Source organism: Ruegeria atlantica, from assembly GCF_013033965.1.
GTDB classification, from domain to species: domain Bacteria; phylum Pseudomonadota; class Alphaproteobacteria; order Rhodobacterales; family Rhodobacteraceae; genus Ruegeria; species Ruegeria atlantica_D.
On sequence record NZ_WQFE01000004.1, the window covers coordinates 121,206 to 148,139 of the forward strand.

Annotated in this window: 23 protein-coding genes; 11 read left to right on the plus strand and 12 right to left on the minus strand. The window is 58.5% G+C overall.

Annotated elements, in window-relative coordinates; translation table 11 throughout:
- Window positions 1-238 precede the first annotated feature (238 nt).
- On the plus strand, window positions 239-475 hold the full coding sequence (locus tag GOW16_RS09380) for a hypothetical protein (protein WP_170413710.1): 237 nt from the start codon (window positions 239-241) through the stop codon (window positions 473-475).
- Here the strand turns inward: GOW16_RS09380 and GOW16_RS09385 are convergent.
- Window positions 464-1,087, minus strand: coding sequence for a helix-turn-helix domain-containing protein (locus GOW16_RS09385; protein ID WP_170413714.1), 624 nt, complete (start codon window positions 1,085-1,087; stop codon window positions 464-466). The genes GOW16_RS09380 and GOW16_RS09385 overlap by 12 nt on opposite strands.
- Before the next feature lie 65 nt (window positions 1,088-1,152).
- On the opposite strand from GOW16_RS09385, the gene GOW16_RS09390 reads away from it, so the two are divergent.
- The 5 genes from GOW16_RS09390 (at window position 1,153) to GOW16_RS09410 (ending at window position 6,955) form a co-directional block, all read left to right on the plus strand.
- Window positions 1,153-2,670 (plus strand): class I adenylate-forming enzyme family protein, encoded by a 1,518-nt coding sequence (locus tag GOW16_RS09390; RefSeq protein WP_170413717.1) that lies wholly within the window; start codon window positions 1,153-1,155, stop codon window positions 2,668-2,670.
- On the plus strand, window positions 2,667-3,326 hold the full coding sequence (locus tag GOW16_RS09395) for a DsbA family oxidoreductase (RefSeq protein WP_170413719.1): 660 nt from the start codon (window positions 2,667-2,669) through the stop codon (window positions 3,324-3,326). The genes GOW16_RS09390 and GOW16_RS09395 overlap by 4 nt, the downstream gene beginning before the upstream one ends.
- A gap of 75 nt (window positions 3,327-3,401) precedes the next feature.
- Window positions 3,402-4,610, plus strand: a complete 1,209-nt coding sequence (locus GOW16_RS09400; RefSeq protein ID WP_170413723.1) for a multidrug effflux MFS transporter — start codon at window positions 3,402-3,404, stop codon at window positions 4,608-4,610.
- Window positions 4,611-4,667: 57 nt separating this feature from the next.
- The gene (locus GOW16_RS09405) at window positions 4,668-6,332 is read left to right on the plus strand and encodes a tetratricopeptide repeat protein (protein WP_170413726.1); all 1,665 of its coding nucleotides are present in this window, start codon (window positions 4,668-4,670) and stop codon (window positions 6,330-6,332) included.
- Window positions 6,329-6,955 (plus strand): SH3 domain-containing protein, encoded by a 627-nt coding sequence (locus tag GOW16_RS09410; protein WP_170413729.1) that lies wholly within the window; start codon window positions 6,329-6,331, stop codon window positions 6,953-6,955. The genes GOW16_RS09405 and GOW16_RS09410 overlap by 4 nt, the downstream gene beginning before the upstream one ends.
- On the opposite strand, the gene mfd is transcribed toward GOW16_RS09410, so the two are convergent.
- Both mfd and GOW16_RS09420 read right to left on the minus strand, forming a co-directional pair.
- Window positions 6,952-10,410, minus strand: coding sequence for a transcription-repair coupling factor (gene mfd, locus GOW16_RS09415; protein ID WP_170413732.1), 3,459 nt, complete (start codon window positions 10,408-10,410; stop codon window positions 6,952-6,954). The two genes, GOW16_RS09410 and mfd, sit on opposite strands and share 4 nt — an antisense overlap.
- A gap of 19 nt (window positions 10,411-10,429) precedes the next feature.
- Entirely contained in the window at window positions 10,430-10,957 is a 528-nt protein-coding gene (locus GOW16_RS09420) for a component of SufBCD complex (RefSeq protein ID WP_170413736.1), read from the minus strand.
- Window positions 10,958-11,076: 119 nt separating this feature from the next.
- Here GOW16_RS09420 and hemB point away from each other — a divergent pair, with 119 nt between their 5' ends.
- The 4 genes from hemB to GOW16_RS09440 all read left to right on the plus strand — a co-directional run bounded on the left by hemB (window position 11,077) and on the right by GOW16_RS09440 (window position 15,925).
- The gene (hemB, locus tag GOW16_RS09425) at window positions 11,077-12,075 is read left to right on the plus strand and encodes a porphobilinogen synthase (RefSeq protein ID WP_170413739.1); all 999 of its coding nucleotides are present in this window, start codon (window positions 11,077-11,079) and stop codon (window positions 12,073-12,075) included.
- 141 nt (window positions 12,076-12,216) lie between these two features.
- On the plus strand, window positions 12,217-12,789 hold the full coding sequence (locus GOW16_RS09430) for a YSC84-related protein (RefSeq protein WP_170413743.1): 573 nt from the start codon (window positions 12,217-12,219) through the stop codon (window positions 12,787-12,789).
- Window positions 12,790-12,959: 170 nt separating this feature from the next.
- Window positions 12,960-15,422, plus strand: coding sequence for a penicillin acylase family protein (locus GOW16_RS09435; protein WP_170413746.1), 2,463 nt, complete (start codon window positions 12,960-12,962; stop codon window positions 15,420-15,422).
- Between the two features lie 107 nt (window positions 15,423-15,529).
- Window positions 15,530-15,925, plus strand: coding sequence for a nuclear transport factor 2 family protein (locus GOW16_RS09440; protein ID WP_170413749.1), 396 nt, complete (start codon window positions 15,530-15,532; stop codon window positions 15,923-15,925).
- Window positions 15,926-15,937: 12 nt separating this feature from the next.
- On the opposite strand, the gene GOW16_RS09445 is transcribed toward GOW16_RS09440, so the two are convergent.
- The 5 genes from GOW16_RS09445 to trkA all read right to left on the minus strand — a co-directional run bounded on the left by GOW16_RS09445 (window position 15,938) and on the right by trkA (window position 20,792).
- Window positions 15,938-16,222: a putative quinol monooxygenase gene (locus tag GOW16_RS09445; RefSeq protein ID WP_170413752.1), complete on the minus strand. Its 285-nt coding sequence runs from the start codon at window positions 16,220-16,222 to the stop codon at window positions 15,938-15,940.
- A gap of 18 nt (window positions 16,223-16,240) precedes the next feature.
- Complete coding sequence (gene hflX / locus GOW16_RS09450) at window positions 16,241-17,512, minus strand: GTPase HflX (RefSeq protein WP_170413755.1); 1,272 nt, start codon at window positions 17,510-17,512, stop codon at window positions 16,241-16,243.
- A complete protein-coding gene (hfq, locus tag GOW16_RS09455) occupies window positions 17,512-17,751 on the minus strand; it encodes an RNA chaperone Hfq (RefSeq protein WP_010440340.1) in 240 nt (79 codons plus the stop codon). Before hfq ends, hflX begins: the two co-directional genes overlap by 1 nt.
- 126 nt (window positions 17,752-17,877) lie before the next feature.
- Window positions 17,878-19,416 carry a TrkH family potassium uptake protein gene (locus GOW16_RS09460; protein WP_170413758.1) on the minus strand — a complete coding sequence of 513 codons (1,539 nt, stop codon included), beginning with the start codon at window positions 19,414-19,416 and terminating at the stop codon, window positions 17,878-17,880.
- Complete coding sequence (gene trkA, locus GOW16_RS09465; protein WP_170413761.1) at window positions 19,416-20,792, minus strand: Trk system potassium transporter TrkA; 1,377 nt, start codon at window positions 20,790-20,792, stop codon at window positions 19,416-19,418. Before trkA ends, GOW16_RS09460 begins: the two co-directional genes overlap by 1 nt.
- A gap of 96 nt (window positions 20,793-20,888) precedes the next feature.
- Between trkA and GOW16_RS09470 the strand changes: the two genes are divergently transcribed.
- Entirely contained in the window at window positions 20,889-21,368 is a 480-nt protein-coding gene (locus tag GOW16_RS09470; protein ID WP_170413765.1) for a hypothetical protein, read from the plus strand.
- 20 nt (window positions 21,369-21,388) lie between these two features.
- Here the strand turns inward: GOW16_RS09470 and GOW16_RS09475 are convergent, their stop codons facing one another.
- The 4 genes from GOW16_RS09475 to GOW16_RS09490 are packed head-to-tail and all read right to left on the minus strand — an operon-like array spanning window position 21,389 to window position 26,898.
- A complete protein-coding gene (locus GOW16_RS09475) occupies window positions 21,389-22,549 on the minus strand; it encodes an MFS transporter (protein WP_170413768.1) in 1,161 nt (386 codons plus the stop codon).
- 43 nt (window positions 22,550-22,592) lie between these two features.
- The gene (locus GOW16_RS09480; RefSeq protein WP_170413771.1) at window positions 22,593-23,186 is read right to left on the minus strand and encodes a helix-turn-helix domain-containing protein; all 594 of its coding nucleotides are present in this window, start codon (window positions 23,184-23,186) and stop codon (window positions 22,593-22,595) included.
- Window positions 23,187-23,203: 17 nt separating this feature from the next.
- On the minus strand, window positions 23,204-24,613 hold the full coding sequence (ntrX, locus tag GOW16_RS09485; protein ID WP_170413774.1) for a nitrogen assimilation response regulator NtrX: 1,410 nt from the start codon (window positions 24,611-24,613) through the stop codon (window positions 23,204-23,206).
- On the minus strand, window positions 24,610-26,898 hold the full coding sequence (locus GOW16_RS09490) for a sensor histidine kinase NtrY-like (protein ID WP_170413778.1): 2,289 nt from the start codon (window positions 26,896-26,898) through the stop codon (window positions 24,610-24,612). The genes ntrX and GOW16_RS09490 overlap by 4 nt, the downstream gene beginning before the upstream one ends.
- Window positions 26,899-26,934 lie beyond the last annotated feature (36 nt).

Genomic DNA, 26,934 nt, shown 5'->3' on the forward strand with positions numbered 1-26,934 from the left:
ATAACTCTTCGTCCGGTGCGTTGCGTATCGAATTTACGGACCGGCCTCCACTCACTCAAAAATCAGGTCCGTCTGCCCGTTGCGGGTTGGCTGCAACGGGCACTTTCGGTTTCGTCAGAAACCAATCCCATCCCCAATCATGGTGCGACATTTTGTCATGGCCGAACGTCCACACCGCGTTCGTACGCTGAGCTATGGGCCGAGCAGTTGTGAAACCAATTAACCGGAAAGCTCGTTTATGTTGAACTGGACCGATCTGACGCAAGACTGGGACGCAATGTATATACGCGCCAAACGGCGTTTTCCGAACCTGCGGGATCAAGACAAGGTGCGGTTGAGCCAAGACCGCAAACGATTTGAGGCGTATCTGGCCGAACGCCACCAACTGACTATGAACGAAGCCCATGAAGAGCTTGAGGACTTTTTGTTCACAGAAGGTTTGAACCGCGAATTTAGCCGCTCGTTAAGTAAGTGATGTCACCCACAGGATCATAGCGTCTTCGTCGCTGACCGAAATTACATTATGACCCATGCTACCGTCGTAGTACGCGCTGTCGCCACGACGCATTTCTACTGGTTCGTAAAATTCGGTGTACAGGCGCACGACGCCCGTCAACACATACAGAAACTCTTCGCCATCATGACGAACCCAACCGTCGAACTCGTCCATTGACCGCGCACGGACGCGCGCCCGATAGGGCAGCATCTGCTTTTTAGTCAGCGTATCGGCCAGCAGTTCATGCTCATAAGTGGTCGTGGGATGCGCAGAGCCTTCGCCCATGCGCGTCACCGCCATCCGACCAATCACTTGATCCCGCTGCGGTGGAGTGAACAGTTGCGGCACCGAAATCTCCAAACCGGTCGCCAGCTTCTTCAGCGCGTCATAAGTAGGAGACATCTGTCCATTTTCGATCTTGCTGAGCGTCGAACGCGCCAAACCGGCCTGAGTTGCGGCCTGTTCAAGCGTCCATTTCCGAGCTTTCCGCAACTCGCGCACACGCGCGCCAAGGTCCAGCGGTTCGACTTCGGTATGGTCGCCCGAGTCCCGGGCAATGCGGATCAGAGATGTCTGGTCTTGGGTACTCATAGGTCATTCTATAGGCGCAGCCCGTCCCGCTTGCAACGCGGCAGTGGCCGCGCTAGCCAGTTGCTATGCTTTCAATATTCGATCAAGGGCCACCGCCGGCCTGTCCATCTCCGTTCAATCTGGCCGCGCATGTGTTGCGCCATGCGGATCAGTTGTCGGACAAGACCGCCCTGTCTGTGGTCGGGCCTGCGGATGCGGCGCATTGGACGTATCGACAGTTACAGAAGGCCATTCTGGGCACTGGTACAGGATTGCTGAAGGCCGGATTGAAACCCGGCGACATCGCATTGATGCGCCTTGGGAACACGGTCGACTTCCCGATTGCCTATCTTGGGGCAATTGCCGTTGGCATCATCCCGGTCCCAACATCATCGCAGCTGACCGAACCGGAAACACAGCGCATGATCAAGGACCTTAAGCCAGCCGCCATTCTGCGTGACCCACAGGTTGCGTGCGCCGCGCACCCGGTTCAGATTGACCTGTCCGATTTGGCCGGAATGCGCGACCTGCCTGCGGCCGAGTATCAAATGGGTGACCCGGAGCGGATGGCCTACGTTGTCTACACATCTGGCACGTCGGGGAAACCGAGGGCCGTAGCCCACGCCCACCGCGCCATCTGGGCACGCCAGATGATGGTAGATGGCTGGTACGGTCTGCGTAAGAGCGATCGTTTGTGCCACGCGGGGGCCTTCAACTGGACATACACGCTGGGCACGGGGTTGATGGACCCCTGGACCATCGGCGCAACAGCTCTGATTCCGGAACCGGGCACCGATCTGGCCGCCCTGCCCGCGCTGTTGCGGGACCACCGGGCGACCATCTTTGCCGCCGCCCCCGGCGTGTTTCGAAAAGTATTGAGCGCGCAAGCCGATCTGCACGCGCCGGACCTGCGGCATGGGTTGAGTGCGGGCGAAAAACTGTCGCGCCATCTGCACCAAAAATGGACCCAAACCACCGGCACCGAGCTCTATGAGGCCTATGGCATGTCCGAGTGTTCGACCTTTATTTCATCAAGCCCGACCCACCCGGCGCGGGGCGATGCGTTGGGTCAACCACAACCCGGGCGTCGCATAGCGATCCTGGGTCCGGAAGGGCCAGTACCTCAGGGTCAGGAAGGCACCATCGCCGTGCACCGGTCCGATCCCGGCCTGATGCTGACCTACCTCAACGCCCCGGACGAGGCCAGCGCGCGGATGCAGGGCGAATGGTTTTTGACGGGCGATCAGGGTGCGATGGCTGTCGACGGCCAGATTACCTATCTGGGCCGCGACGACGACATGATGAACGCGGGCGGGTATCGAGTCTCACCGGTTGAGGTCGAAGCCGCGCTGTCCCGATATCCCGGCATCGCGCAGGTCGGCGCTGCGGCAGTCGAGGTCAAACAGGACACATTTGTGATAGCAGCCTTCTATACAGGGCCGGAAAAACTGGACGAAGCAGCCCTGCGCACCTATGTCGAGGCAAATCTGGCGCGCTATAAACAGCCGCGCGCCTTCATCCATCTGCCTGAACTGCCAAGTGGCGGGAATGGGAAACTTCTGCGCCGGGCGCTGCCGGCCTATTTCAAGGCGACCAACGAATGACCCAGACCGTCAAGCTTGACATCATGTCCGATCCGATCTGCCCGTGGTGCTATATCGGTAAAACGCATCTGGATAAGGCGCTGGCAGCAGTACCCGACCACCCGTTTGTCATCGAGTGGCACCCGTTCCAGCTGAACCCCGATATGCCCGACGCCGGCATGGATCGCCGCGAATACCTTGAGCGAAAGTTCGGTGGCAAGGACGGAGCCGTACGCGCCTATGCTCCGGTGGTCGAACACGCCGAAAATGCAGGTCTGAAGATCGACTTCGAAGGCATGAAGCGCACGCCCAACACGCTCGACGCCCACCGTCTGATCCACTGGGCCGGGATCGAGGGTAAACAGAACGCCATCGTAGACGCCCTGTTCGATGCCTATTTCGTGCAGGCCCGCGACATCGGCGACCATGAGGTTCTGGCCGATATTGCCGACAATGCCGGAATGGACGCCGCGGTCGTTCTAAAATTGCTGAAATCCGAGGCCGACCGCGAGGATATCAGCAACCGCGACACGCATTCCCGGCAAATGGGCGTCAACTCGGTCCCGACCTTCATCGTGGCCAATCAGCACGCCGTCCCCGGCGCACAACCTCCTGAAATGTGGGAGAAAGTGATCGCCGACATCATGTCTCAACTTGAGGCTTATCCTGCAAATTAGCACAGACCCTTGTGCAAATTGACACCTAGCGTCACCTGACCTGCCGTGATAGCGCAATCAGGTCAGGAGGGCGCCATGGTCAATCGAATGTCTCGCGGCGAGTTCATCGCACTTGTTGCAATGATGTTTGCAACGATAGCGTTTTCGATCGACTCGATGTTGCCCGCGCTGCCAAAGATCGGCGCGCAGCTAAGCCCTGACGACATCAACAAAGCACAGTTGATCCTGACTTCGTTTGTGCTGGGCATGGGGATCGGCACGTTTTTTACCGGTCCGCTGTCCGATGCCTTTGGCCGTAAGCCGGTGATCTATGTCGGCTCTGCCTTGTACATTGTCGCAGCGGCAGCTGCCTGGGCCAGCTCCTCGCTCGAGATGCTGCTGATCGCCCGGATCTTTCAGGGGATCGGATGCGCAGCACCCCGCGTGGTGGCGATGGCGATTATCCGTGACCTCTACTCGGGCCGTGAAATGGCCCGCATCGTGTCCATCGCCATGATGATCTTCACGCTTGTTCCTGCAATTGCACCGATGATGGGGGCCGGAGTGATCGCCTTGACCGGATGGCGCGGGATCTTTGCCTCATTCATCCTGTTTTCACTGATCACCGTTGTCTGGATGGGCCTGCGCCTTCCGGAACCCTTGTCGGTCGAGAACCGTCGCCCGCTGCGCTTGCCCCTGATACTGGACGCCGCGCGACAGATGTTCACACACCCAACAGTTCGCTTGTCGATCATGGTGCAAACCCTGTGTCTGGGGATGCTGTTCACCATGCTGACGATGGTGCAGCCGGTCTATGATGTCATCCATGACAGTGCAGACAGTTTCCCGTTCTGGTTCGGTGTCGTGGCATTGATGGCAGGCTCTGCCAGCCTGTTGAACGCGGCACTTGTGATCAAACTGGGTATGCGGCGGATCGTGACTTGGGCCCTGGGCGCGCAGGTCATCTTCACCGCCGCAGTCATCGCCCTGAATGCGACAGAACTTTCGCCCTCATTGTCCTTTGCCGTTTTCGTAAGCTGGCAAACAGCCGTCTTCTTTATGGCGGGCATGACGATGGGCAATCTGAACGCCATCGCGATGGAGCCGATGGGCCATATCGCGGGTATGGCAGCTTCGGTGATCGGGGCGGTCTCGACTGTGTTTGCAGCCGTGATTGCAGCCCCTATCGGGCAGTTGTTCGACGGGTCCATCATCCCTTTGGCCCTAGGTATCCTGACCATGAGTATCCTGGGCTTCGGCCTGATGCTGCATATGGGGCGGATCGAAAACCGGCTGCCCGCCTGATCTGTGCAGAACCGCTGAATCAGGGTAACCTTCCCCCAATGTGAGGGGAGATTTCCAGTGAGCGACTATTACGATCTTGGCGCATATTCCTGTCCGATAACGACCGCCTCGACGGACGCGCAACTTTGGTTCGACCGGGGATTGAACTGGACATACGGATATAACCACGACGAAGCGGTCGTGTGTTTTCAGCGCGCGCTTGAATACGACCCTGACTGTGCGATGGCCCACTGGGGCGTGGCCTATGCGGCAGGGCCGAATTACAACCTGCCCTGGAACCTGTTGGATGACCGTGGGCAGCGAAAGGCGCTGGCGCTGGCCTTTGATGCCACACAGAAAGCCGTGGCTCTGGTCGATAACTGCACATCGGTTGAACAGGCCCTGATCCGCGCCCTGCCCGCGCGGTATCCTCAACGCGATCCCGTCGGCGACATGCACAGCTGGGACCATGACTTCGCCGATGCAATGCGGACGGCCTTTGGCGAGCAGCCGGATCACCTAGATTTGCGAACCATCTATGTCGAGGCGCTGCTCAACCTGACCCCTTGGCAGATGTGGGACCTAAAAACAGGTGAGCCCGCCGCAGGTGCCGCGACATTGGAGGCGCAAAAAGCACTGGAAGACGCGATGGCCGACGACCCTGCCGCCATGTCGCATCCCGGTCTCTTGCACCTCTATGTGCATCTGATGGAGATGTCGCCGACACCGGAAAAAGCGCTAAGGGCCGGCGACGTGTTGCGCACATTGGTACCAGATGCGGGGCATCTGGTTCACATGCCTACCCATATCGACGTGCTGTGCGGGCATTATCAGAATGTCGTCTACTGGAATGAAAAGGCCACCGAGGCCGATCTGAAATATTATGAGCGCGAAGGCGCGTTCAACATCTACACAGGCTATCGCCAACACAACTATCACTTCGCCATCTACGGCGCGTTGTTTCTGGGTCAGATGGAACCCGCATTGCGCGCAAATCAGGGCATCTGGGACACAACCCCCGAAGAGATGCTGCGCACCGAAAGCCCGCCCATGGCGGATTTCTTCGAAAGTTACATGTCGATGGGGCCGCATATTCTGATCCGGTTTGGTCGGTGGGAAGAGGCAAAAGCCCTGCACCTGCCCGAGGATCAGGACCTCTACCGCACTGTGACCGCGACCACCCACTACGCGCGTTCTATTGCTTATGCCGCCACGGGTCAGGTGGCCGAAGCAGAAGCCGAAGAGCAACTGTTTCTTGCCGCCAAGGATCGGGTTCCGGAAACCCGGCTGCTGCACAACAACCGCGTGATCGACTTGCTGGACATCGCCCGCGAAATGCTGCGCGGAGAGATTGAGTATCGCAAAGGCAACTATAACGCCGCATTCGCCCATCTGAGGCGTTCGGTCGAGTTGGACGACACGCTGCCCTACGACGAACCTTGGGGTTGGATGCAACCCGCGCGCCACGCGCTGGGCGCATTGCTTTACGAACAAGGCCACGTGGCGGAAGCCGAAGCAGTGTACCGCGAGGATCTAGGCCTGGGCGGAACTCTCAGCCGCGCCTCAATCCACCCCGACAATATCTGGAGCCTGAAGGGCTTGCATGATTGTCTGAAAGCACGCGGTGAAACCGTCGAGATCAAACTGATCAAACAGCGTCTTGATCTGGCGCTTGCCCGGGCTGACCGGGCCGTCGGGGCCTCGTGTTTTTGTGCGCAGGCTGCGATGAAGGCGGCAGAATGATCCGCGCGCTGCTGCTGTGGCTGTTAATTTACGGCCCGGCCCTTGCCGACCGCCAGACCTTTCCGCCCGCCGATGAGGCAGAACGCGACCCAACCCTTGTCGCCTTTCGCAATGATCTATTGGCGGACGTGACAGCGCAAAACACAGACGCCTTGATCGCGGCGGCCTGCCCAGACATCTACCTTAGCCACGGCGGCGAGGGCGGCCCGGAAGAGCTTCGCGAGTATCTCACCGCGAATGACACCCATTGGGGCGATCTGGAAACCACCTTGTCCCAGCCTGGTTACTTTGATGATGAGGGCGAATTCTGGATGCCCCATCAATGGCAAATCACCCTACCTGCCTCGCTGGACCCTTATCTGGCCTACTTTGTGACCGGCAAGAACGTCAGTCTTCGGCAAGCCGCCGAACCGGGCGCCCCTGTGCTGAGCCTGATCAGCCACGAGATCGTCATCATCACAAGCTATCGCAACGACGCCGACTATCAGCCCATAATGCTGACCGACGGCACACGCGGGTTCATGCACAGCGATTTCCTTTGGCCCATGACCGGCCACCGCGCCGCGTTCGTGAAATCGGACGCGGGCGAGTGGCAACTATGCACATTTGTCAGCGGAGATTAGGCTTTAGCTTTTTTCTTCTTTTCAGCCATGACCTTTTCGGCCAGATCGCGGGCGATTGCGAATGCGCCTTTGATCTTGTCGCTGTCCTTTTTCCAGTCGCGCCTGACAACGATCTTGTTGTCTTTGACCTTGGCCAGCCCGCGTTGGTTCTGGATGAACTCGACCAGCCCCTGAGGTGACGCGAACTTGTCGTTGTGGAACTGGATCGTCGCCCCTTTGGGTCCGCCATCCAACTTGGCAATTCCTGCTCGTTTGCACATCGCCTTGATACGAACGACCAACATCAGGGTATTCACCTCTTTCGGCAGCGTCCCGAAACGGTCAATCAGTTCAGCGGCAAAGCCTTCCAATTCGACCTTGGTCGAAAGCGACGACAGGCGACGATAGAGGCCCAAACGCACATCCAGATCGGGCACGTAGTCTTCGGGGATCAGAACCGGTACGCCCAGATTGATCTGCGGCGCCCATTGGTCGTCGGCATCGGACAACCCCTCCATCTCGCCTGCTTTGATCTTGGCAATCGCCTCTTCCAGCATCGACTGGTACAGCTCATAGCCGACATCACGCATCTGGCCGGACTGTTCCTCACCCAGCAAGTTGCCCGCACCACGAATATCGAGATCCTGCGAAGCCAGCGTGAAGCCTGCTCCGAGTGTATCGAGTGACCCCAAAACACGCAGACGCTTTTCGGCGGTGGCGGTTAGCTTCTGGCGCGGCTTGGTGGTCAGGTACGCATAGGCACGGGTTTTGGACCGCCCTACCCGACCACGGATTTGATACAGCTGCGCCAAACCAAACATATCCGCTCGGTGCACGACCATGGTATTGGCCGTAGGAATATCTAGCCCGCTTTCTACAATAGTCGTCGCGAGCAGGACATCGTATTTTCCGTCGTAGAAAGCGTTCATACGATCATCAAGCTCACCCGCAGCCATCTGACCGTGGGCCACGACATAAGTCAGCTCGGGCAGTTGTTCTTTCAGGAACTCCTCGATCTCTGGCAGGTCCGAGATGCGCGGGACCACATAGAAACTCTGCCCGCCGCGATAATGCTCGCGCAGCAACGCCTCGCGGATGGTGACCGCGTCAAACTCGCTGACATAGGTGCGGATGGCCAACCGGTCGATGGGAGGCGTACCGATGATCGACAGATCGCGCACACCAGTCAGCGACAGCTGCAGCGTCCGCGGGATCGGCGTGGCGGTCAGGGTCAGAACATGAATGTCGCTGCGCAGCTGTTTCAGGCGCTCCTTGTGACCGACACCGAAATGCTGTTCTTCGTCGATGATCAACAGACCCAGATTGTTGAACCGGATACCTTTGGCCAGCAAGGCATGGGTTCCGATAACGATATCCACCGTGCCGCGCGCCAGACCATCGCGAGTTTGTTGCGCGTCTTTGGCGGACACAAACCGCGACAGTTGCCGCACCTCTAACGGAAAGCCCCGGAACCGTTCCCTGAAGCTGGCTGCATGCTGACGGGCCAACAAGGTGGTCGGTGCGATCACGGCCACCTGTACGCCGGACATCGCAGCAACAAAGGCCGCTCGCATGGCGACCTCGGTTTTGCCGAACCCCACGTCGCCGCAAATCAGACGATCCATCGGCGCGCCGGAATGCATGTCCTCCATCACCTCGGAAATGGCGCGCAACTGGTCGTCCGTTTCCTGATAGGGAAACCGCGCGCTGAACTCCTCCCACGCGTGGGGCGGAGGGTCCATGACCGGAGCCTTGCGCAGCGCCCGTTCCGCGGCGATGCGGATCAGCTTGTCCGCCATCTCGCGGATGCGCTCTTTCAGCTTGGCCTTTTTCGCTTGCCATGCGCCACCGCCAAGTCTGTCCAGCAAGCCCTCGTCATGGCCGTATTTCGACAAAAGCTCGATGTTTTCGACCGGCAGATACAGCTTGGACTGTTCAGCGTATTCCAACAGCAGGCATTCGTGGGCAGCACCGGCCGCCGTGACGACCTCCATCCCCATATAGCGCCCGATCCCGTGGTCGACATGAACCACCAGATCGCCGGGGCTGAGCGATTGGGTCTCGGTCAGGAAATTCTCAGCCTTCCGGCGTTTCTTGGGTTGGCGAATGAGGCGATCGCCCAGCACGTCTTGCTCGGCGATCACGGTCAATCCGGGCGTTTCAAAACCGTGCTCAAGTGCCCAAACCGCCAGATGCAATCCACGCTTACCAATGCGGGTGCCGTCTGTGACGGGAATGGCTTCGGCCAGGCCTTCGTCCTCAATCAGTCCGGTCAGTCGTTCCCTGGCACCTTCCGAATACGAGGCAATCAGAACCGGCCCCTTGGCCATCTTGTCTGTGATGTGGCCTGCCAAAGCTCCAAACAGGCTGATGCTTTCCTGTTGCCGCTCGGGCGCGAAATTGCGCCCGATCCGCCCGCCTGCGTCGATCACTCCGGGGCCACTGGCCTGAGGCAGCGGGCTGAACTGCATCACCCGTCGGTCCCCGACGGCCTGTTCCCATGCGACATCGTCCAGATAAAGCAGTCCGGGCGGCGTAGGCTTATACACGGTATCCATGCGCGACCGGTTTTCCAGCGCAAGACGTCGCGTTTCATACTGATCGGCAATCGTATCCCAGCGCGCTAGCCGCGCCGGCGTCACCTGATCATCCACGGTGATCGTTGCATCCGGCAGATAGTCGAACAGGGTTTCCAGCTTTTCGTGGAAGAAGGGCAGCCAGTGTTCGATGCCCTGGTGCTTGCGGCCTGCGCTAATCGCCTCGTACAGCGGATCGTCGGTGCCTGCTGCGCCAAACTCGATACGATAATTCTGGCGGAACCGTGTAATGGCAGCCTCATCCAGAATAACCTCGGACACCGGGGCCAATTCGACCACGTCCAGCTTCTCGGTTGTGCGCTGCGAGACAGGATCAAACCGGCGCGCGCCATCCAGCACGTCACCGAACAGATCAAGACGTACGGGGCCGGATTCACCCGGCGGGTAGATGTCGATAATGCCACCTCGGATGGCATAGTCGCCGGGTTCCATCACCGTGGGGCTTTGGGTAAATCCCATTCGAACGAGGAATTTCCGCAATGCCGTTTCATCAACGCGATGGTTTACGCGGGCGGAAAAGGCCGCTTCGCGCAGAACATCACGCGCGGGCACCCGCTGGGTCGCGGCGTTCAGCGTTGTCAGCAGGACAAATCGGTCCGGCATCTGATGCACCAGCGCCGCCAATGTCGCCACACGCGCCGCAGCAATGTCGGCGTTGGGCGATACCCGGTCATAGGGCAAGCAGTCCCAGCCCGGGAACACGAAGACCGGCATGTCGGGGGCAAAGAAAGCCAATGCGGCCCGCATCGCCTCCATCCGCTTGTCATCACGCGCGACGTGGCAGACCGGCCCGCCAACGCGCGCGATCTCATTCAGAACAAGCTGTGCGTCATACCCTTCAGGAGCGCCGCCAACCGTCACATGGTTCGGAGCCGTCATCGCCTTACCTTTCTGGTTTTCATCCCCCGAGAACACCAATCGAGATGTTCTGGTACATCCCCCAAAGTGACGTGATGACAATTGAAATCATGCCGATGATTTGGGTGTAAATTCTACAGCGCACAAGGATCTTGGACACGCTCTCGACCGCCGGCTCGATGCTTTGCAGCTTTCGCGCGGCGCGAATGTTGATCAGCATCACCAGACACAAGGGAAACAACAACAAAAACACGGCCTGCGCAAACTCCACACCATAGTAGAAACCCAGCATCGCAAGACCGGTAAAAAAGAAACAGCTCAGGGCAAAAATAACCAAGCCTGACATATCAACGATGTACAGCATCCTGTTGCGGTTGATCCTTACGATGTCCAGCAGGTCCTGCTCGGATTGTCCGCCAACTCGGCGCGCACGCACAAGCAGATCGTAGGGAACCCCCATCGCCCAGTGGCTGGCCGACGACCAAAGCACCGCCAATGCGATCCAATACCACAGATTCGAGAAGCTGCGCATGTCTATGAGTTCGAAAATCGAAGAGTGTAAGTCCACGCATCAGCCCTTTGTTCACTGTCCTTGGGGCGTTCTTCGCACTGGCGCGTCCATTGATACCCTTGAGACCACCGGGAATTCATGCCACCCAATGCATGAATATTCAAGGAGAGCGCGACATGAAACCGACCATCGCCCCCTACCCTCTGACGCGATTTCGAAGGGCACGCCAATCTGATGCCATTCGTGGGTTGGTGCGGGAAAACGCGCTGACGACGGATGATCTGATCTGGCCGGTTTTTGTTCGCGATGGTGAAGGGGTTGAAGAACCCGTTCCATCAATGCCCGGCGTTGTGCGCCGCTCGGTCGACCTGATCGCCAAAGCTGCGGTTGAGGCGCAGGCAATTGGTATACCTGCGATCTGCATCTTCCCCTACACAGATCCCAGCCTGAAAACCGAAGACTGTGCCGAGGCCTGGAACCCAGACAACCTGTCGAACCGGGCCATTCGGGCGATCAAAGCTGCGGCTCCGGATATTGCTGTGATGACGGATGTGGCGCTGGACCCCTATAACATCAACGGCCATGACGGCTATGTCGTCGATGGCGAGATTGTGAATGATCAGACCGTCGAGGCGCTGGTCAAAATGACACTGGCGCAGGCCGAGGCTGGGGCCGACATCATTGGTCCCTCGGACATGATGGATGGCCGCATTGGCGCGATGCGCCGCGCGCTTGAGGCTGCGGGGCACCACAACGTGATGATCCTCAGCTATGCAGCCAAGTATGCCAGCGCATTCTATGGCCCCTTCCGCGATGCAGTAGGCGCGTCGGGTGCGCTGACCGGTGACAAGAAGACCTACCAGATGGACCCTGCCAATTCGAACGAGGCGCTGCGCCTGATCGAACGAGATCTGACAGAAGGCGCAGACATGGTGATGATCAAACCGGGCATGCCATACCTGGATATCTGCCGACGCGTGAAGGACACTTTTGGCGCGCCTACTTACGCCTATCAGGTGTCCGGCGAATACGCGATGATACAGGCCGCGGCGCAGAATGGCTGGATTGATGGTGAGAAGGTCATGCTGGAAAGCCTGCTGGCCTTCAAACGCGCAGGCTGCGACGGAATCCTGACTTACTTTGCTCCACAGGTCGCACGCATTTTTCAGAGCTAAATCCCCGGACGGTCGCGACTTTTCGCCTATTATCTACGCTGTTGGATCAGCTTTCCCGTGACACACGGCCGCAATCGGCGTATTCTTGCACACAAGATCGGGAACACCCGGCAATTCAGGCAGACAATACAGAGAAAAAACATGAGCAGTTCCAATTCTCCCCGACTAAACCGTCGTGGCTTTGCGCTTGGCATGGCCGGGCTGACACTGACCGCAGCATGCGGAAACGGTGTGGGCAATTCGAACGCGGCGCAGATTGACGCCCGCGTGAACGTCACTTTGAACGAAATGTTCACCAAGTACCCAAACACCGTCGAGATCGCCAACAAAGCCAACGGCATGCTGGTGATGCCGCTTATAACCGAGGCGGGTTTCATCTTTGGCGGTGCCTATGGCCAGGGCGCGCTGCGCATTAATGGTGCAACGGTCGACTACTACTCGGCCTTGTCCGGCAGTGCTGGCCTGCAGATTGGCGCGCAGCAATATGCGCATGTCCTGTTCTTCATGACGCAGGACGCACTGGATGACTTCCGCCGTTCGAGCGGTTGGACCGCAGGGGCGGATATCGGCTATGTGGTCGACGCCACCGGCGAGTCGATCTCAACCGACACGACCCAATTACGCAAACCGGTGGTCGCCGCCGTTTTCGGACAGGCCGGCCTGAAGTTCGGTGCCACGGTCGAAGGCACGAAATACACCCGCATCATCCCCTAATACCAAATACCACCCCCCTTGCCGCGGACCCCGCCACATGTTCAAAATCATGTGGCGGGGTTTTTCGTCTGAACAAGTTAACTCAACGTTCGCGGGCCGTTCCTCTTTCGATTACTCAGGCCTTCCAGTAGTGTTCACGCAACAAATAATTATGGGGACATGGGGCGTTCATGGGTCTTGTCTTTCGCTGGCTGGTTCGGATTGCTACGGGCCTGATCCTGTTGGCCGTCGCGGCGGTGGGTCTTGTCTATTTTCTGGCCAGCCAGTCCCTGCCGGATTATGACCAGACCGTCGAAGTCAACGGGCTGCGCGCGCCGGTCGAGATCGTGCGTGACACCGCCAATGTTCCACACATTCTGGCCGAAAACGACGCGGACGTATTCTTTGGCCTGGGTTATGCCCATGCGCAGGATCGTCTGTGGCAAATGACTGTGATGCGCCGAACGGCGCAAGGTCGACTTTCCGAAGTCTTCGGCAAGCGCACCGTCACCATCGATAAGCTCTTACGCCGTTTTGACCTGTACAGCCTGGCTCACCGCTCGGTCGAAGTGCAGGATGACTACACCAAGGCCGCGCTGCGCGCTTATTCCGCGGGCGTCAACGCCCGGCTGGATGAGATCAATGAGAACGCACTGGGACGCGGTGCGCCCGAGATGTTCCTGTTCAATGCGCCTGTTTCGCCATGGCAACCCGGCGACAGCATTGCCATCGTCAAACTGATGAGCCTGCAACTGTCCGGCCACTTGAAGGACGAGGTTCTGCGCGCCCGCACATCCTTGATGCTGAACGATCCCAATCGGTTGTCCGACATCCTGCCTGACGTACCGGGTCCGGGCATTGCGGCGCTACCGGAATACGCAACACTTTTCCCGGGGCTGCCACGCTATGCGGAAGGCACGCCAATGCCCGATACGCCTTTGTCGCCGTTCCTGAAACGCGGCTTGGCGGGGGCATCCAACGCGTGGTCGGCAGCGCCTTCGCGTTCAGCAATCGGAGGCACCCTGCTGGCCAATGATCCCCATCTGGGCCTGACCGCACCCGGTATCTGGTATCTGGCCCGGCTTGAGCTTGCCAAAGGCGGCGTAATCGGCGCGACCATTCCAGGCGTTCCCGCGATAATGACGGGGCGCAGTGACCGGCTGGGCTGGGGCCTGACGTCGTCCTACCTGGACGATCAGGATGTTCATATCGAACAGCTGAACCCTGAAAACCCCGAAGAATACCTGTCGCCCGACGGCTTTAAACAGTTCCGCTCCCGTCCCTCGATCATCGAGATCAAGGACGAAGCCCCGATCACACTGACCCTGCGCTGGACCGAGAATGGACCCGTCTTGCCCGGCAGCCATTATGACCTGGAAACGATCACTCCGCCCGGCCATGTCGCGTCATTGTCCTGGGCCGCGCTCAGCCCGCGCGATACGTCAATGACAGCTTCGATGGCGTTGATGAATTCGGACACTGTGCGCGAAGCGATCGAAGTTGCCGAGTTGTTCATTGCACCTTCGCAAAACCTGTCGCTAGTCGACAAGGACACGATCGGCATGAAGCTGATTGGTGCGATGCCCAAACGTGACATCCGCAACCAAAGCCGTGGGCGTATCCCAACACCCGGCTGGTTGGCCGAGAACCTATGGCAAGGACGCTTGCCTTACGCAGACAACCCCGAATTCGTGGCCCCTGCGGGGGGAATTCTGGGCAATACAAACAACAAGGTTATCGACCGCCCCTTCCCCAACCATGTCTCGTACGAGTGGGGCGACACGCAGCGGGTGCATCGTTGGGAACGCCTGATGCAATCGCGCGAGGTCCACACCCGCGACAGCTTTATCGAGGCGCAGCTTGATACGGTCAGCTTTACCGCCCGCTCCCTGCTGCCGCTGATTGGAGCGGACCTTTGGTTTACCGAAGCATCCGCCCCCGATGGCACCCCCGAACGACGGCGTCAGGTCGCCCTGTCCCTGTTGGCCGAATGGAACGGTGAGATGAACGAGCACCTGCCCGAGCCGCTAATCTACGCCGCGTGGCTGCGCGCGTTGCAGATCCGGTTGATCTCGGACGAGTTGGGGCCGCTGGCTGCCGAATACAAACATGTCGAGCCGCTGTTCATCGAACGCGTGTTCCGCGACATTGACGGCGCCTCGGTCTGGTGCGATGTGCGTCAGAGCGCGCCAGTGGAAACCTGCACCGACATGGCGCGGCTGGCGCTGGACGACGCACTGATCTGGATTTCCGAGAAATACGGCGGCGCGCTGGAATCGCTGCGTTGGGGGGATGCCCATCAGGCCACGCACGACCACCCGGTTCTGGGCACGGTCCCGGTTCTGCGCTTTTTCGTCAACATTCGCCAGTCCACCAGCGGAGGTGACAACACCCTGCTGCGCGGGCGCACATCGGGTGAAGGCCCCGACCCCTTCCAGAACGTGCACGGTGCTGGCTATCGCGGTGTCTATGATTTTGCCGATCCCAACAGCTCGGTCTTCATCACGGCAACGGGTCAATCGGGGCACTTCCTGTCGCGCTACTATGATGATCAGGCGCAGCTTTGGCGACGTGGCGAGTATATCCCGATGTCGCTGGACATGGATCTGGCCCGCGCCGCAGCGGTCGGAGTCACCAATCTGATCCCCCGTTGATTTCCAACGCTTCGGCAGGACCTTGCCCCTTTTTCGCCCTGCCGTGGACGCGCACGGGTGTTTTCGCCTACGATCTGTTGGCCGACTATTTGGAACCGGGGGTACAGATGGCCAGTATTCGGGATATGATGAACAATCTCGCACGCGACTACGCAATCGCGTGGAGTTCGGGCGACCCTGAATCGGTCGCCAGCTTTTACGCTCCCGACGGGCAGATCACGATCAACCGGGGGGAACCTATCGTGGGCCGCGCTGCCGTTGCCGAGATGGCGCGCGGCTTTCACGCCGATTTCCCGGACCTTGAAGTACGTTGCGACATGCTGCGCTGGGCCGGGACACACGCGATTTTTGTATGGACGTTAGAAGGCCAACACTCCGAGACCGGCAATCACGTCGTCACACGTGGCTGGGAAGAATGGGAATTGACCCCTGACAACAAGGTGCAATCATCGCTTTTCTGGTATGATGCCGATGACCATCAGCGCCAGATAGACGGACAGTAACCAACTATCCGCTTATTCGCGCGCAATCTGATAGTGACGTGGAATGCCTTCGGTCACTTTGAACCAAGCCGAGGCTTTTGTTCGCGCCTGATGGGCGTCAAAGGCGGTCTGGCTTTCAAAGACTTCGCTCACATTGAACCGGCCGGGAGTGTCCGCGTCTTCCGTCACTTCGAATGAGATGCATCCTGGCTCGGCCCGCGTCAGGGCAACATGTTCTGACAAAGCGTCCCGTACTTGCGCAATCCGCTCGGCGGGTACTGAAATATGACCGCGCAGGACAACCTTAGATTTTGCCATTGAAACCTAGCTGACTGATCAAAGCGCGGCGAACTGCGCTGCTTGCTTGTCGGTCCACAGGACGGTCAGTTGAAATCCGTCATCCGTTTGTTCTTCGGATCGCACCACATCCTGCCGGAACAGCCACGCGCGCTTGTCGCCCTCGGCAAAGCCCAGCGTCAGAACCGTCTCGTGCCGGACGCCTTGCAGTTTGATCGCAATCTCGGCCAATAGCGGTTTCAGCCCTTCGCCCGTTACGGCGGAAATGGCAAAGATCGACGGATCGCGATCGGCCCGCGCAAACGTTGCCTCGCGCTCGTCATCGTTCAGCAGGTCGATCTTGTTCCAAACCTCCAGGCGGGGCCGTTCGTCATCGACACCCAACGAGGTCAAAATGGTTTCGACATCCTGCGCCTGCGCTTCGGTTTCCGCGTGGCTGATATCGCGCACATGCACGACGATATCTGCCCCCAGCACCTCTTCGAGCGTGGCGCGGAACGCCGCAACCAGTTCGGTTGGAAGGTTAGAGATAAAGCCTACCGTGTCCGACAGGATCACCTCGGGGCCGTCAGGCAATTCGACCCGCCGCATGGTCGGATCCAGCGTGGCGAACAGCATGTCCTTGGCCATCACCTCAGCCCCGGTCAGGCGGTTGAACAGTGTCGATTTACCGGCGTTCGTATATCCTACCAAAGCCACAATCGGATACGGTACCTTGGCGCGCGCGGCGCGGTGCAGCGTCCGGGTCTTGATCACCTTCTGCAATTGTCGACGCAAGCGCACGAGTTGATCATCAATCGCCCGGCGGTCGGCCTCGATCTGCGTTTCACCGGGACCGCCGACAAAACCCAATCCGCCCCGCTGGCGTTCAAGGTGGGTCCAGGCGCGGACAAGACGCGTGCGCTGATAGCTGAGCGCGGCCATCTCGACCTGCAACACACCCTCGCGGGTGCGGGCGCGGTCGCTGAAAATCTCCAATATCAACCCGGTCCGATCGAGAATCTTGACCTTCCAGGCCTTTTCCAGATTGCGTTGCTGAACGGGGGTCACCGGGCCGTCAATCAGAACCAGCTCGACCTCGGCGTCGTGAAGCCGCTCGGCCAGCTCTTCGATCTTGCCACTCCCGAACAAGAGCCCCGGTTGGGCGCGCTGAAGGCGCACGACCTCGGACCCAATCACGTCAAGATCGGGCAAAGCGGCAGCCAGCGCCACCGCCTCTTCCAGCGCCGGTTCGGGGACACGGCGCTGTTCATCTGATTTGATTTCCGGATGCAGCACCCAAGCTCGGGTGCGCGTCCTGTCATGTTCCATCAAGAGGCGTCTTCGCCCTCATACAGGCTGATCGGCTGCGACGGCATGATCGTCGAAATCGCGTGTTTGTAGACCAGCTGCGACTGTCCGTCGCGGCGTAGCAATACGCAGAAATTGTCGAACCAGGTGATGACACCCTGCAATTTCACACCGTTGATCAGGAAAATTGTGACCGGGACCTTTGCTTTCCGTACATTGTTCAGGAACGCGTCCTGCAGATTCTGTCTGTCCGAAGCCATATTTTTATAATCTCGCCATTGTTCTTGCTACGCGCTGCGGACCAACGCGCTCCCTCCGGCAGAGTATGGAGTGTCGTTAACCGATATTCCAGATGAAAAATAAGGCGTCAGTAAAGGTGAGGATTCTCAGTCTCGCCAGAGGGTTGGCGTAATCAATGCAATGATCGCCAGTGTTTCCAGCCGTCCGATCACCATCGCCGCGCACATGGTCAGCTTAGCACCCCATGGCAAATCCACCAGACGAATGGGGACATCAGTGGCCAGTTCGATCAACGGCCCAGTCGTGCTGAGCGCGGCAACGCTGAGGACCATGGCCTGTTCAAACCCCGACCCCATCGCGGCCAGCAACAGGTTGAACAGCGCTGCGGTCAAGGCAAACATCATCAGGAAGATCCAGGCGATGAATGCCCCGTCACTTTGAATCCGCCGGTTGCCGCCGCCAATCCCGCTGACGGATGAGGGATAAATCAACCGATCAATCTCGCGCGCGCCATTGAGGTACAGTGCAAAGACCCGCAGCAGTTTGACCCCACCGGCAGTCGTGGCCACGCCCCCACCGATCAGGGCCAGGCCCATCAGGATCAGGCCCGGAGTACCAAGGCCTGACAATTGCTGCGCATCGTTCCAGTTGGCGCTTTCAAACCCGGCCGTGGTCAGGAAAGACAGCGCCGTAAACATCATACCCCAGATCACACCAAGCGCCTGAAGCGGTTCCAACTGATTGCCAATCTCAAGCACACCCGCCCAGACGCGCGCGAACAACAAGGCCGCCACAAACGCCACGATCATCAGGCCAATGCGAAACTCGGGGTCCTTGTCCAAACGGGAATAGCCGGACGTCGCCGTATCGGTGGAAAATGTCAGCCGGGACAAGGCAAAGAACAGAAACAGAAACAGAATCGCCTCACCCGTTATTCCGGCCTGCGCGCCCTCTAGCCCACCAACCGGAGAAATCCCGGACGTGGCCATTGTCGACATCGCGTGACAGATTGCGGTCAAACCGTTTTCGCCGGCGATCAGAAGCAGGATCCAGATGACGGCGGTCAGACCGGCATAAACCGGCGTCAACGTCCGGGTCACTCGGATCAGACGGCCCCGGGGATCGACCTCTTCGCTTTGCGCCACGCCCGAAACCGGTCGTCCGGGCTGGCCACGGGCGGTAATTTCGAACCCACCCAACGACAAAGGTGCCAGAATTGCAGCAGCCGCAATCCACATCAGCAAACCACCCATCCATCCAACCAAAGCGCGCCACAGATGCAGCGGTGCGGTCAGGCGGTCCGGGTCCGGAAACAGGTCCGCTCCGGTTGTGGTCACAGCACTGACCATATCGAAATACGCATTCAGAAAGGTGGTCGTGCCCAAGGCATCATGCAGCGGAATTGCCAGAAACAGCGGCAGGACAGTGAAACACCCCAGCAACACGGCTAATTGCCCCAAAGTCCCACGGCGAGGCACGCGGTTCGATGCGGCCACAGCGATGGTGGACACCACGAATAGCCCCAGCAAGCCGGAATAGAAAAATGATCTGGACGTATCGTGATCATCCAAAGCCAGCGCATAAACCGCCGGAATCCACATCGACAGCGCAACGATTCCCCAGATCAAAAGGAACAGCGGCAACCGCTGTATCATCCTGATCTGCTGTCTCCGAGCGCGCGCCATCAGAAGAAATCGATTGAAACCTGCATCAGGCGCTCGACCTCGGGTACGTCCTTGGCCATGGCAAAGATCGCCACCACATCTTTTTCATCGATCCGCAGGCTGCCGGTCGGGCGCAAAAGCTCATCGCCTTTTCTTACGGCACCAACAAGGACACCCTCGGGGAAATCAATATCGCGCAGCCTCTGCCCTGCCATGGGTGAGGTGGAAAGTACCTCAGCCTCGATCACTTCGGCCTCGGCGTCCCCGATAGAATAGACCTGCCGCACCCGCCCGTGGCGAATGTGGCGCAGGATCGAGCTGACCGTGGTCGCACGCGGGTTAATGTAGGCGTCGATCCCCAACGGCCCCATCAGGGCAACCATGCTGGGATCGTTGATCAACGCAATCGCCAACGCACAGCCTTCGGCCTTGGCCCGTACCGCCGCCAGCATGTTGGCCCGATCATCATCAGTGACCGCCAGCATCGCATCGGCGCGTTCGATCCCGGCCTCGCGCAGCAAGGCGGCGTCCAAGCCATCGCCATTCAGAACAATCGTCCGCTCCAGCGTTTCCGCTGCTATTTCAGCGCTTCGGCGGTCCCGCTCGATCACCTTAGAGCGCACACGGCTTTCACGCTCTTCCAGCGTTCGGGCGACTTCCAGCCCAACATTGCCGCCGCCCACAATCACCACGCGGTCCTGCTTTTTCTGGGCCTTCCCAAAAACCTCCATCGTGCGATCCACGTCTTTTACATTGGTAAAGACATAACATTCGTCACCGACAAACAGCTGGTCCTCGGATTCAGGCGCAAACAACGTGCCTTCGCGCCGTACGCCAACAACGATCGAACTGAGCGTCGAAAACAGATCCGTGAGCTGCCGCAATGGGGTGTTCACAATCGGGCAGTCTTCATCGATGCGAATGCCCAGCAACTGCGCCTGCCCGTCCATAAACATCTCAGTATCAAAGGCCGACGGGGCCGAAAGGCGGCGCATCGCAGCGGCTGCGACTTCGCGCTCAGGGCTGATCACAACGTCAATGGGCAAATGGTCACGACGGAACAGGTCCGAATGGATCGCCTGCAAATATGATTTTGCTCGCAGTCGCGCGATCTTGCGCTGGATGGAAAAAATCGAGTGTGCCATCTGACAGGTGACCATGTTCACCTCGTCCGAATGGGTCGCCGCGATGATCATGTCTGCATCCCGCGCGCCTGCGCGTTCGAGCACATCTGGATAGCTGGCAAATCCGGCAATTCCCTGAACATCCAGTGTTTCCGTTGCCCGGCGTACCAGATCGGGATTGTTGTCCACCACCGTTACATCATTCAGTTCGCCCGATAAGTGACGTGCGATCTGCCAGCCGACCTGACCGGCACCGCATATGATGACCTTCATGTTTCTGGCCCTTCTGCCTGAAATCCTTGAATGACAGATGCCCCCAAAGCGGTCAATTGAATTGTCATACCTGCGAGACTGAGGCAAGATAAGCCTATGAAATCAGTACTTCGCCTGATCATTCCCGTGATGTTCCTGTCCGCCTGCACCGGCCCCCTGTCGCTGTATTACCGCGAGGGTGAAAGTGTATCGCGCGCGCAGTCCGAGACCACGCAATGTCAGGTCAAAGCGGTAAACGCAGTACCAGTCGCCAATCAGGTACGGCAGAGCCCGCCCACATATTGGCCCGGGCGCACGTATTGCGACGGCCACGGGCATTGCTATCGCTCGCCGGGTTGGTGGGAACCCGGGCGAGTCTATACAGTCGACGTTAACGCAGGTCTGCGCGATCAGGTCGAGGCGCAATGCATGGCTAAAAAAGGGTTTCGCCCGATTAGCCTTCCGCCCTGTAGACAGAGCATAAAGTCACAGGTTACGCCTGCACGCACAACGAAATTTCCGCCGCTGAGCACCCAATCCTGCTATGTGAAGTTTGACGACGGGTCTTTCCAGATCATCACAGCCGGCCAAACCTGACGGGATCAGGCAGACCCGGCCTACTGTCGCCTTTTCGCAAACCACACGTGAATTGCGATGGCCATAAGGTAAATGCAGACCACCACTGCCAGCATTATAGCCTCATCTGAGCGCAACAGGATTGCAAGCAAAAGCGGCGTGCCCAGCAGATTGCCGCCATTGCCCATCTGCGCCATCGCTCCGTAACTGAGCGCTTGCGCCTCGGCGGTCGCGTTCAGTTGCGGTACAGCTGCGAAACTGCCGCCCTGAACAAGGCCCAGCACCGCGAACAGTGCGATGCAAACGACAGACAACGGAGCGCCCAAAAACAACGCTGAAATCGTGAGGATAGCCAATCCAAACCCAAGGTTGACAACGGTGATACTGGTCACGAAGTTCAACAGCAGTGGAACGACCAGCCAAGACAACACAATCCCCGCAAGCGGCATCAGACCGGCAATCGACGCTTGGGTCGCCTCGGGCAACTGACCGGGCAGTATCGCCAGCAGAGAAACAAAGGTCAGCGTGTAAAAGAACCAACCCAGCGCTGGAGCAGCCACAAATGCCGAACGGTAAGTTTGCAAGTGAACCTGGGCAATGTACCTCAGATTCCAATGCACCGTTTCCGGTGGATGCATGTCCAATTGCAGCCGGGCCAGTACGATCAGCACCGCTGTCGCCAACATCAATCCGCCATGCAAGCCAAAATAGGCAGCCAGCCCAAACTGATCGACGAATGGCAGGCCAATCCAGGCGTTCATGGCAAAAGCCACCCCAAAGAAACTGCTCCACAGAACCATCGCCGCGTTGCGGGCTTTGCCTTGTGTGATCTGCGCGATCAGCGTCGGGGCGGCGACGACGATCGCGAGATGAGACATCCCTTCAAGCACGCGACTGATCAGCATCGCGTAAAAGCCGGGTATCGTCGATTGAAACACCGAGATTGCGCCGCCGAGAACCAGACCAAAGACCAATAGCCTAACGGGGCCTACCCGCCCTGTGACCGCGCCGGATACAGCCCCCAGAACAGCGCCGATCAGACTAATGATTGATAACAACCACCCGATGGAACCCGTGTAATCAGGGTAAAGCAGCCCGACATCAGCGAAAGGTACCGCAATCTTGGCAAACTGCGTGGCTGCGCCCAACCCGGCAAGCCACAGGATAAATACTTGTGCAAAAACGCGAACAGGCTGAGTCATGAACTTGTTCTACAGGCCACTTTGTTCCACGGACACGCATAAATTATGCGCGGCTTTTACGCGTCCCGCTGACCAACCGAACCGGCGTACCATCGGACAGGTAAAGCCGTTCCCAAATTATCTGGCCCGCACTAATCCTGATCTGATCATGCCGAACCTCAGAAGTAACAAAGGCTTTGGGTTCCGGGTGCTGCAGATCCCACCAACCGTCATTCTGCAACTCAGCCTCGGCCTGCCGGATTTCGTCTGTCGCAAACTGCCACAGTGGTACGCCCAGCAATGCACTCTGACTGGTTTTCCAATCGCGCGCACGACTGGCCGAATATGCCAGACACTTGTGGCTGGCCTCTTCCACCAGATGGATACAGTCGCTTGACGTTTCCACCAACCTCTTCAGGGCGCTGTCATCTCGTCTGGATGAACCAATGGCAGAAAACACCGCGGCCTGTACCTCTGGATCCGGGGTTTGAACGCCGTTTTCCCATCTTGAGATGGTAGTTTGGTCAACCCGCAACAACTCGGCAAGCGCTGACTGCTTGAACCCCACAGACCTGCGTATCCGTTTCAAACGCGGGCCGAAGGCCGGATACCCTGACCCGATTGGTCTGCTTTGGAGTGTGACTGTGGGCTCTGCCATCAATGCCTCCCGGCGGATCACTCCGCCGGTTCTGGTTCGTCGATTTGCGCAACCCGCGCTCCGGATTTGTTCGACGTCACAACACCCAGCGACTTCAACTTGCGGTGCAACGCGCTGCGTTCCATACCGACAAAGCTGGCGGTCCGGCTGATATTGCCGCCGAAACGGTTGATTTGTGTCAGCAAGTACTCGCGTTCGAACGCCTCGCGCGCTTCGCGCAGCGGCAAGGTCGCCAACGCACCGGACAACACCACGCGGCCCGAGTCGTCGGTTTTCTCTTCTTCGGTCGGCAATTCACGAGCTTCGATCGGGCCTGTTCCATCGCCCAGGATCAGGACACGCTCGATCAGGTTCTTCAGCTGACGCACATTGCCGGGCCAGGTCATGGTCTGCAACAACGCCACCGCCTCTTCCGAGATCTCGCGAATGGGCAAGCCCTGGGATTCGTTGCACATTTCAATGAAATGCTGTGCCAGAACGGGAATGTCCTCACGCCGTTCCTCCAGCGACGGGACGGCAACCGGCACAACGTTCAGACGGTGATACAACTCTTCGCGGAACCGGTCGGCTTCGATTTCGTCCTCAAGATCGCGGTTCGTGGATGAGATAACCCTCAGATCCACACGCACTTTGTCGGACCCGCCTACCCTTTGGAACTGCTGGTCGACCAGAACCCGCAGGATCTTGGATTGTGTCCCCAACGGCATGTCGGCCACTTCGTCAAAGTAGACCACGCCGCCATGGGCCTCTTCCAGCAAGCCGGATTCGATCCCGCGTTCGGATGACTCGCGCCCGAACAGCACCTCTTCAACGCGCTCAGGTTCGATCCCCGCGCAGTTGACGGTGACGAACGGCGCATTGGCACGGTTGGAATGGGCGTGGATATAACGGGCCGCAATCTCTTTGCCCGACCCGGCCGGACCACTCAGCATTACACGGCCGTTTGACTTGGTAACCTTGTCCAACTGGCCCTGCATCGCCCGGAACGAGGCCGATTTGCCGATCATGTCCGAGTTGGTAACCTCACGCCGCTTGAGCGAGGCATTCTCGCGACGCAGGCGCGACGTTTCCATGGCGCGGCGGATCACAACCATCAACTGGTCTATGTTAAATGGCTTTTCGATAAAGTCGTAAGCGCCCTGCTTGATGGCTGCGACGGCAATTTCGATGTTGCCATGGCCGGAAATGATCACCACTGGAACATCGGGATTGTCGCGTTTGACCGCCTTCAGGATGTCGATCCCGTCCATGCGGCTGTCCTTGAGCCAGATATCAAGGATCAACAGTCCCGGTGGCTCGGAGTTAATTGACGACATACACTCATCCGAGTTTGCCGCCAGTCGGGTTGAATAGCCTTCGTCCTCCAGAATGTCGGACACCAGCTCGCGAATATCGCGTTCGTCATCTACGATCAGAATGTCGCTCATCTTTGGCCTGCTTTCAGTTTGTTAGTATGAATTGCCTGCTGTTGTGGCGCTGAATTCTGGGGTGATTTGCCCCCCGGCAAACGGATCACGGCCATCGCACCGAAATGGTCCTGTCCGTCGAAAACGGGCGCATCTTCCAAAGTCAGCGCTCCGCCATGTTCTTCTATGATTTTTTTGACGATGGGCAGGCCCAGACCCGTGCCCTCGTCGCGAGTGGTGACATAGGGTTCAAACAAACGCGCTCGATCTTCGGGCAGCCCTATACCATTGTCAGCAATTGTTATGACCGTACCCGCATCATCGTTGGATACATCCACTTTGATCTGTGGCTTCAGGTTACCAGGCGGACCTTTTTTCTTAAGTGTTTCAATGGCCTCACCCGCGTTCTTGATCAAATTCGTCAATGCCTGGTTCAACATTGTCGCATCTACATCCGCCAGGATGGGTTTGTCCGGCAGGGTCGCGTCGATCTGCACATCCGGCTGTCCGGCTTGCTGCAACAAAACGGCTTCGCGCACCAGTCCGACGATGTCTTCTTCACGCCGGTCGGGTTCAGGCATCCGCGCGAATTTTGAAAACTCATCCACAATCCGCCGCAGATCATTGGTCTGCCGCACAATCACATCGGTCATGGATTCAAGGCTGTCACAATCCTCTTCGTCCAGTTTGCGAGAGAACTTGCGCTTGATCCGTTCCGCACTGAGTTGGATCGGCGTAAGCGGGTTCTTGATCTCATGCGCAATGCGGCGAGCGACGTCGCCCCAAGCCGCCATACGCTGTGCACTGACCAGATCGGTCACATCGTCAAAGGCCACCACGTAGCCTTCCAAACCGCCATCCTCGCCACGCCGGATCGCCATACGGACCAACAGGTTTTCCAACCGCCCCTTTCGCGTCACCTTAATCTCACCCTGCACGGCCTCTTGGCCGCTGTCCTTCAGGCTTTCAAATAAAGGAAGAAATTCCGGAACCGCGATGCCGATGGCCAAGTGTTCTTCCCCGCGCGACCAATCCAAAAGACGCTCAGCCGAGCGGTTTACGAAAGTAACACATCCATCTGAATCAACGCCAACCACACCGGAGGTCACAGAACTGAGCACCGAGTCGAACAGCCGACGACGGCGTTCGATCTGGCGCGTGTTTTCAAGAAGCGTGTCGCGTTGTCCTTTAAGTTGTCGCGTCATCTGATTGAAATAACGGCCTAACATGGCAATCTCGTCATCGCTGGCCTCTTCGATGACTTGAACGCTCAGATCCCCGGCGCCGACTCTTTGTGCGGCTGTTGTCAGACGGCCGACTGGGCGCGACAGGCGTTCGGCGAACCACATTCCCAGCGACATCGCAGCAAGGATCAGGATGACGGCAAAGCCTAGGTACAAAAGCCCGAACTCGAACAGAACCCGCCCTCGTTCGCTTTCCAGTTGCTGGTAAAACTGAACCGTTTCCTTGGTGTCATCCAGCAGCGTCAGCAGTTCACCGTCCACTTCGCGGCTGACATACAGATAGCGATCGAGATAGGCCTGCAACGGCACCAGCGCGCGGAATTCGTTGTTTTGCCAATCTGCGATGATGATCAGGCCACTGTCGGTTGCCTCAACCATCTGCTCCGGCGTCGGCTCCTCATAGTTGAACAAGTACGAGCGGTCGCCGCGGGATTTGATTTCGCCACTGCCATCAATAACATACGCCTCGCGCAGGCCCCGCTGAATCTGCGATTGCCCCTGCGCCAGAACCTCACGCAGTTCCGCGTCCGAGATGTAGTAATCCAATGATCGCGCGTTATCGAGGAAACGGGACAGAACAATTGCGTCCTGTGTCAGACCGCTGCGGTGTTCAAGCTCATAAGCTTCGGCGGCGGACAGGGATGATCCGACGACCTGCCGAACCCGATCCGAAAACCATCCCTCAAGCCCGATATTCACCGTCAGACCGGCAAAAATCGCAACGGTCACCGTTGGCACCAAGGCCAGCAACGTAAACGCCCCGATCAGCCGCAGGTGCAGACGGGACCCGGCAGATTTTGCCCGGCGCGCAGCGATCAGGCTGCCGACCTGACCCAGAACCAACGCCGCAACAACGAGCACATAGACCAGATCGGCCAGCAGAATCAGCCGCAGCGTCGGCGCTGCCGAACCCAAGTCAAACGGACCGATGACCAAATACGTAGCCAGCGCCAAAAGCGGCCCCAAAAGGACCAGCCCCAAGGTGCTAAAATTGCGCAGTTTTCGGGATTTCCGCCACCGATCAATCGATAGGATCAGCCCGCTCTGTGCTCGGGTTGCCACCGTCTGCCCTCATCCTGATGTGCCGCTTTCGCGGCT

Excerpts from the sequence above, each read along its gene's own strand:
- GOW16_RS09410 (WP_170413729.1), top strand. The coding sequence starts at position 6,329 with ATGATCCGCGCGCTGCTGCTGTGGCTGTTAATTTACGGCCCGGCCCTT.
- GOW16_RS09430 (WP_170413743.1), top strand. The coding sequence starts at position 12,217 with ATGAGCAGTTCCAATTCTCCCCGACTAAACCGTCGTGGCTTTGCGCTT.
- hemB (WP_170413739.1), top strand. The coding sequence starts at position 11,077 with ATGAAACCGACCATCGCCCCCTACCCTCTGACGCGATTTCGAAGGGCA.
- GOW16_RS09460 (WP_170413758.1), bottom strand. The coding sequence starts at position 19,416 with ATGGCGCGCGCTCGGAGACAGCAGATCAGGATGATACAGCGGTTGCCG.
- GOW16_RS09380 (WP_170413710.1), top strand. The coding sequence starts at position 239 with ATGTTGAACTGGACCGATCTGACGCAAGACTGGGACGCAATGTATATA.
- hfq (WP_010440340.1), bottom strand. The coding sequence starts at position 17,751 with ATGGCTTCGGACAGACAGAATCTGCAGGACGCGTTCCTGAACAATGTA.
- GOW16_RS09435 (WP_170413746.1), top strand. The coding sequence starts at position 12,960 with ATGGGTCTTGTCTTTCGCTGGCTGGTTCGGATTGCTACGGGCCTGATC.
- trkA (WP_170413761.1), bottom strand. The coding sequence starts at position 20,792 with ATGAAGGTCATCATATGCGGTGCCGGTCAGGTCGGCTGGCAGATCGCA.
- hflX (WP_170413755.1), bottom strand. The coding sequence starts at position 17,512 with ATGGAACATGACAGGACGCGCACCCGAGCTTGGGTGCTGCATCCGGAA.
- GOW16_RS09400 (WP_170413723.1), top strand. The coding sequence starts at position 3,402 with ATGGTCAATCGAATGTCTCGCGGCGAGTTCATCGCACTTGTTGCAATG.
- GOW16_RS09445 (WP_170413752.1), bottom strand. The coding sequence starts at position 16,222 with ATGGCAAAATCTAAGGTTGTCCTGCGCGGTCATATTTCAGTACCCGCC.
- GOW16_RS09475 (WP_170413768.1), bottom strand. The coding sequence starts at position 22,549 with ATGACTCAGCCTGTTCGCGTTTTTGCACAAGTATTTATCCTGTGGCTT.
- GOW16_RS09395 (WP_170413719.1), top strand. The coding sequence starts at position 2,667 with ATGACCCAGACCGTCAAGCTTGACATCATGTCCGATCCGATCTGCCCG.
- GOW16_RS09440 (WP_170413749.1), top strand. The coding sequence starts at position 15,530 with ATGGCCAGTATTCGGGATATGATGAACAATCTCGCACGCGACTACGCA.
- GOW16_RS09470 (WP_170413765.1), top strand. The coding sequence starts at position 20,889 with ATGAAATCAGTACTTCGCCTGATCATTCCCGTGATGTTCCTGTCCGCC.
- GOW16_RS09390 (WP_170413717.1), top strand. The coding sequence starts at position 1,153 with ATGCTTTCAATATTCGATCAAGGGCCACCGCCGGCCTGTCCATCTCCG.
- GOW16_RS09480 (WP_170413771.1), bottom strand. The coding sequence starts at position 23,186 with ATGGCAGAGCCCACAGTCACACTCCAAAGCAGACCAATCGGGTCAGGG.
- GOW16_RS09385 (WP_170413714.1), bottom strand. The coding sequence starts at position 1,087 with ATGAGTACCCAAGACCAGACATCTCTGATCCGCATTGCCCGGGACTCG.
- ntrX (WP_170413774.1), bottom strand. The coding sequence starts at position 24,613 with ATGAGCGACATTCTGATCGTAGATGACGAACGCGATATTCGCGAGCTG.
- mfd (WP_170413732.1), bottom strand. The coding sequence starts at position 10,410 with ATGACGGCTCCGAACCATGTGACGGTTGGCGGCGCTCCTGAAGGGTAT.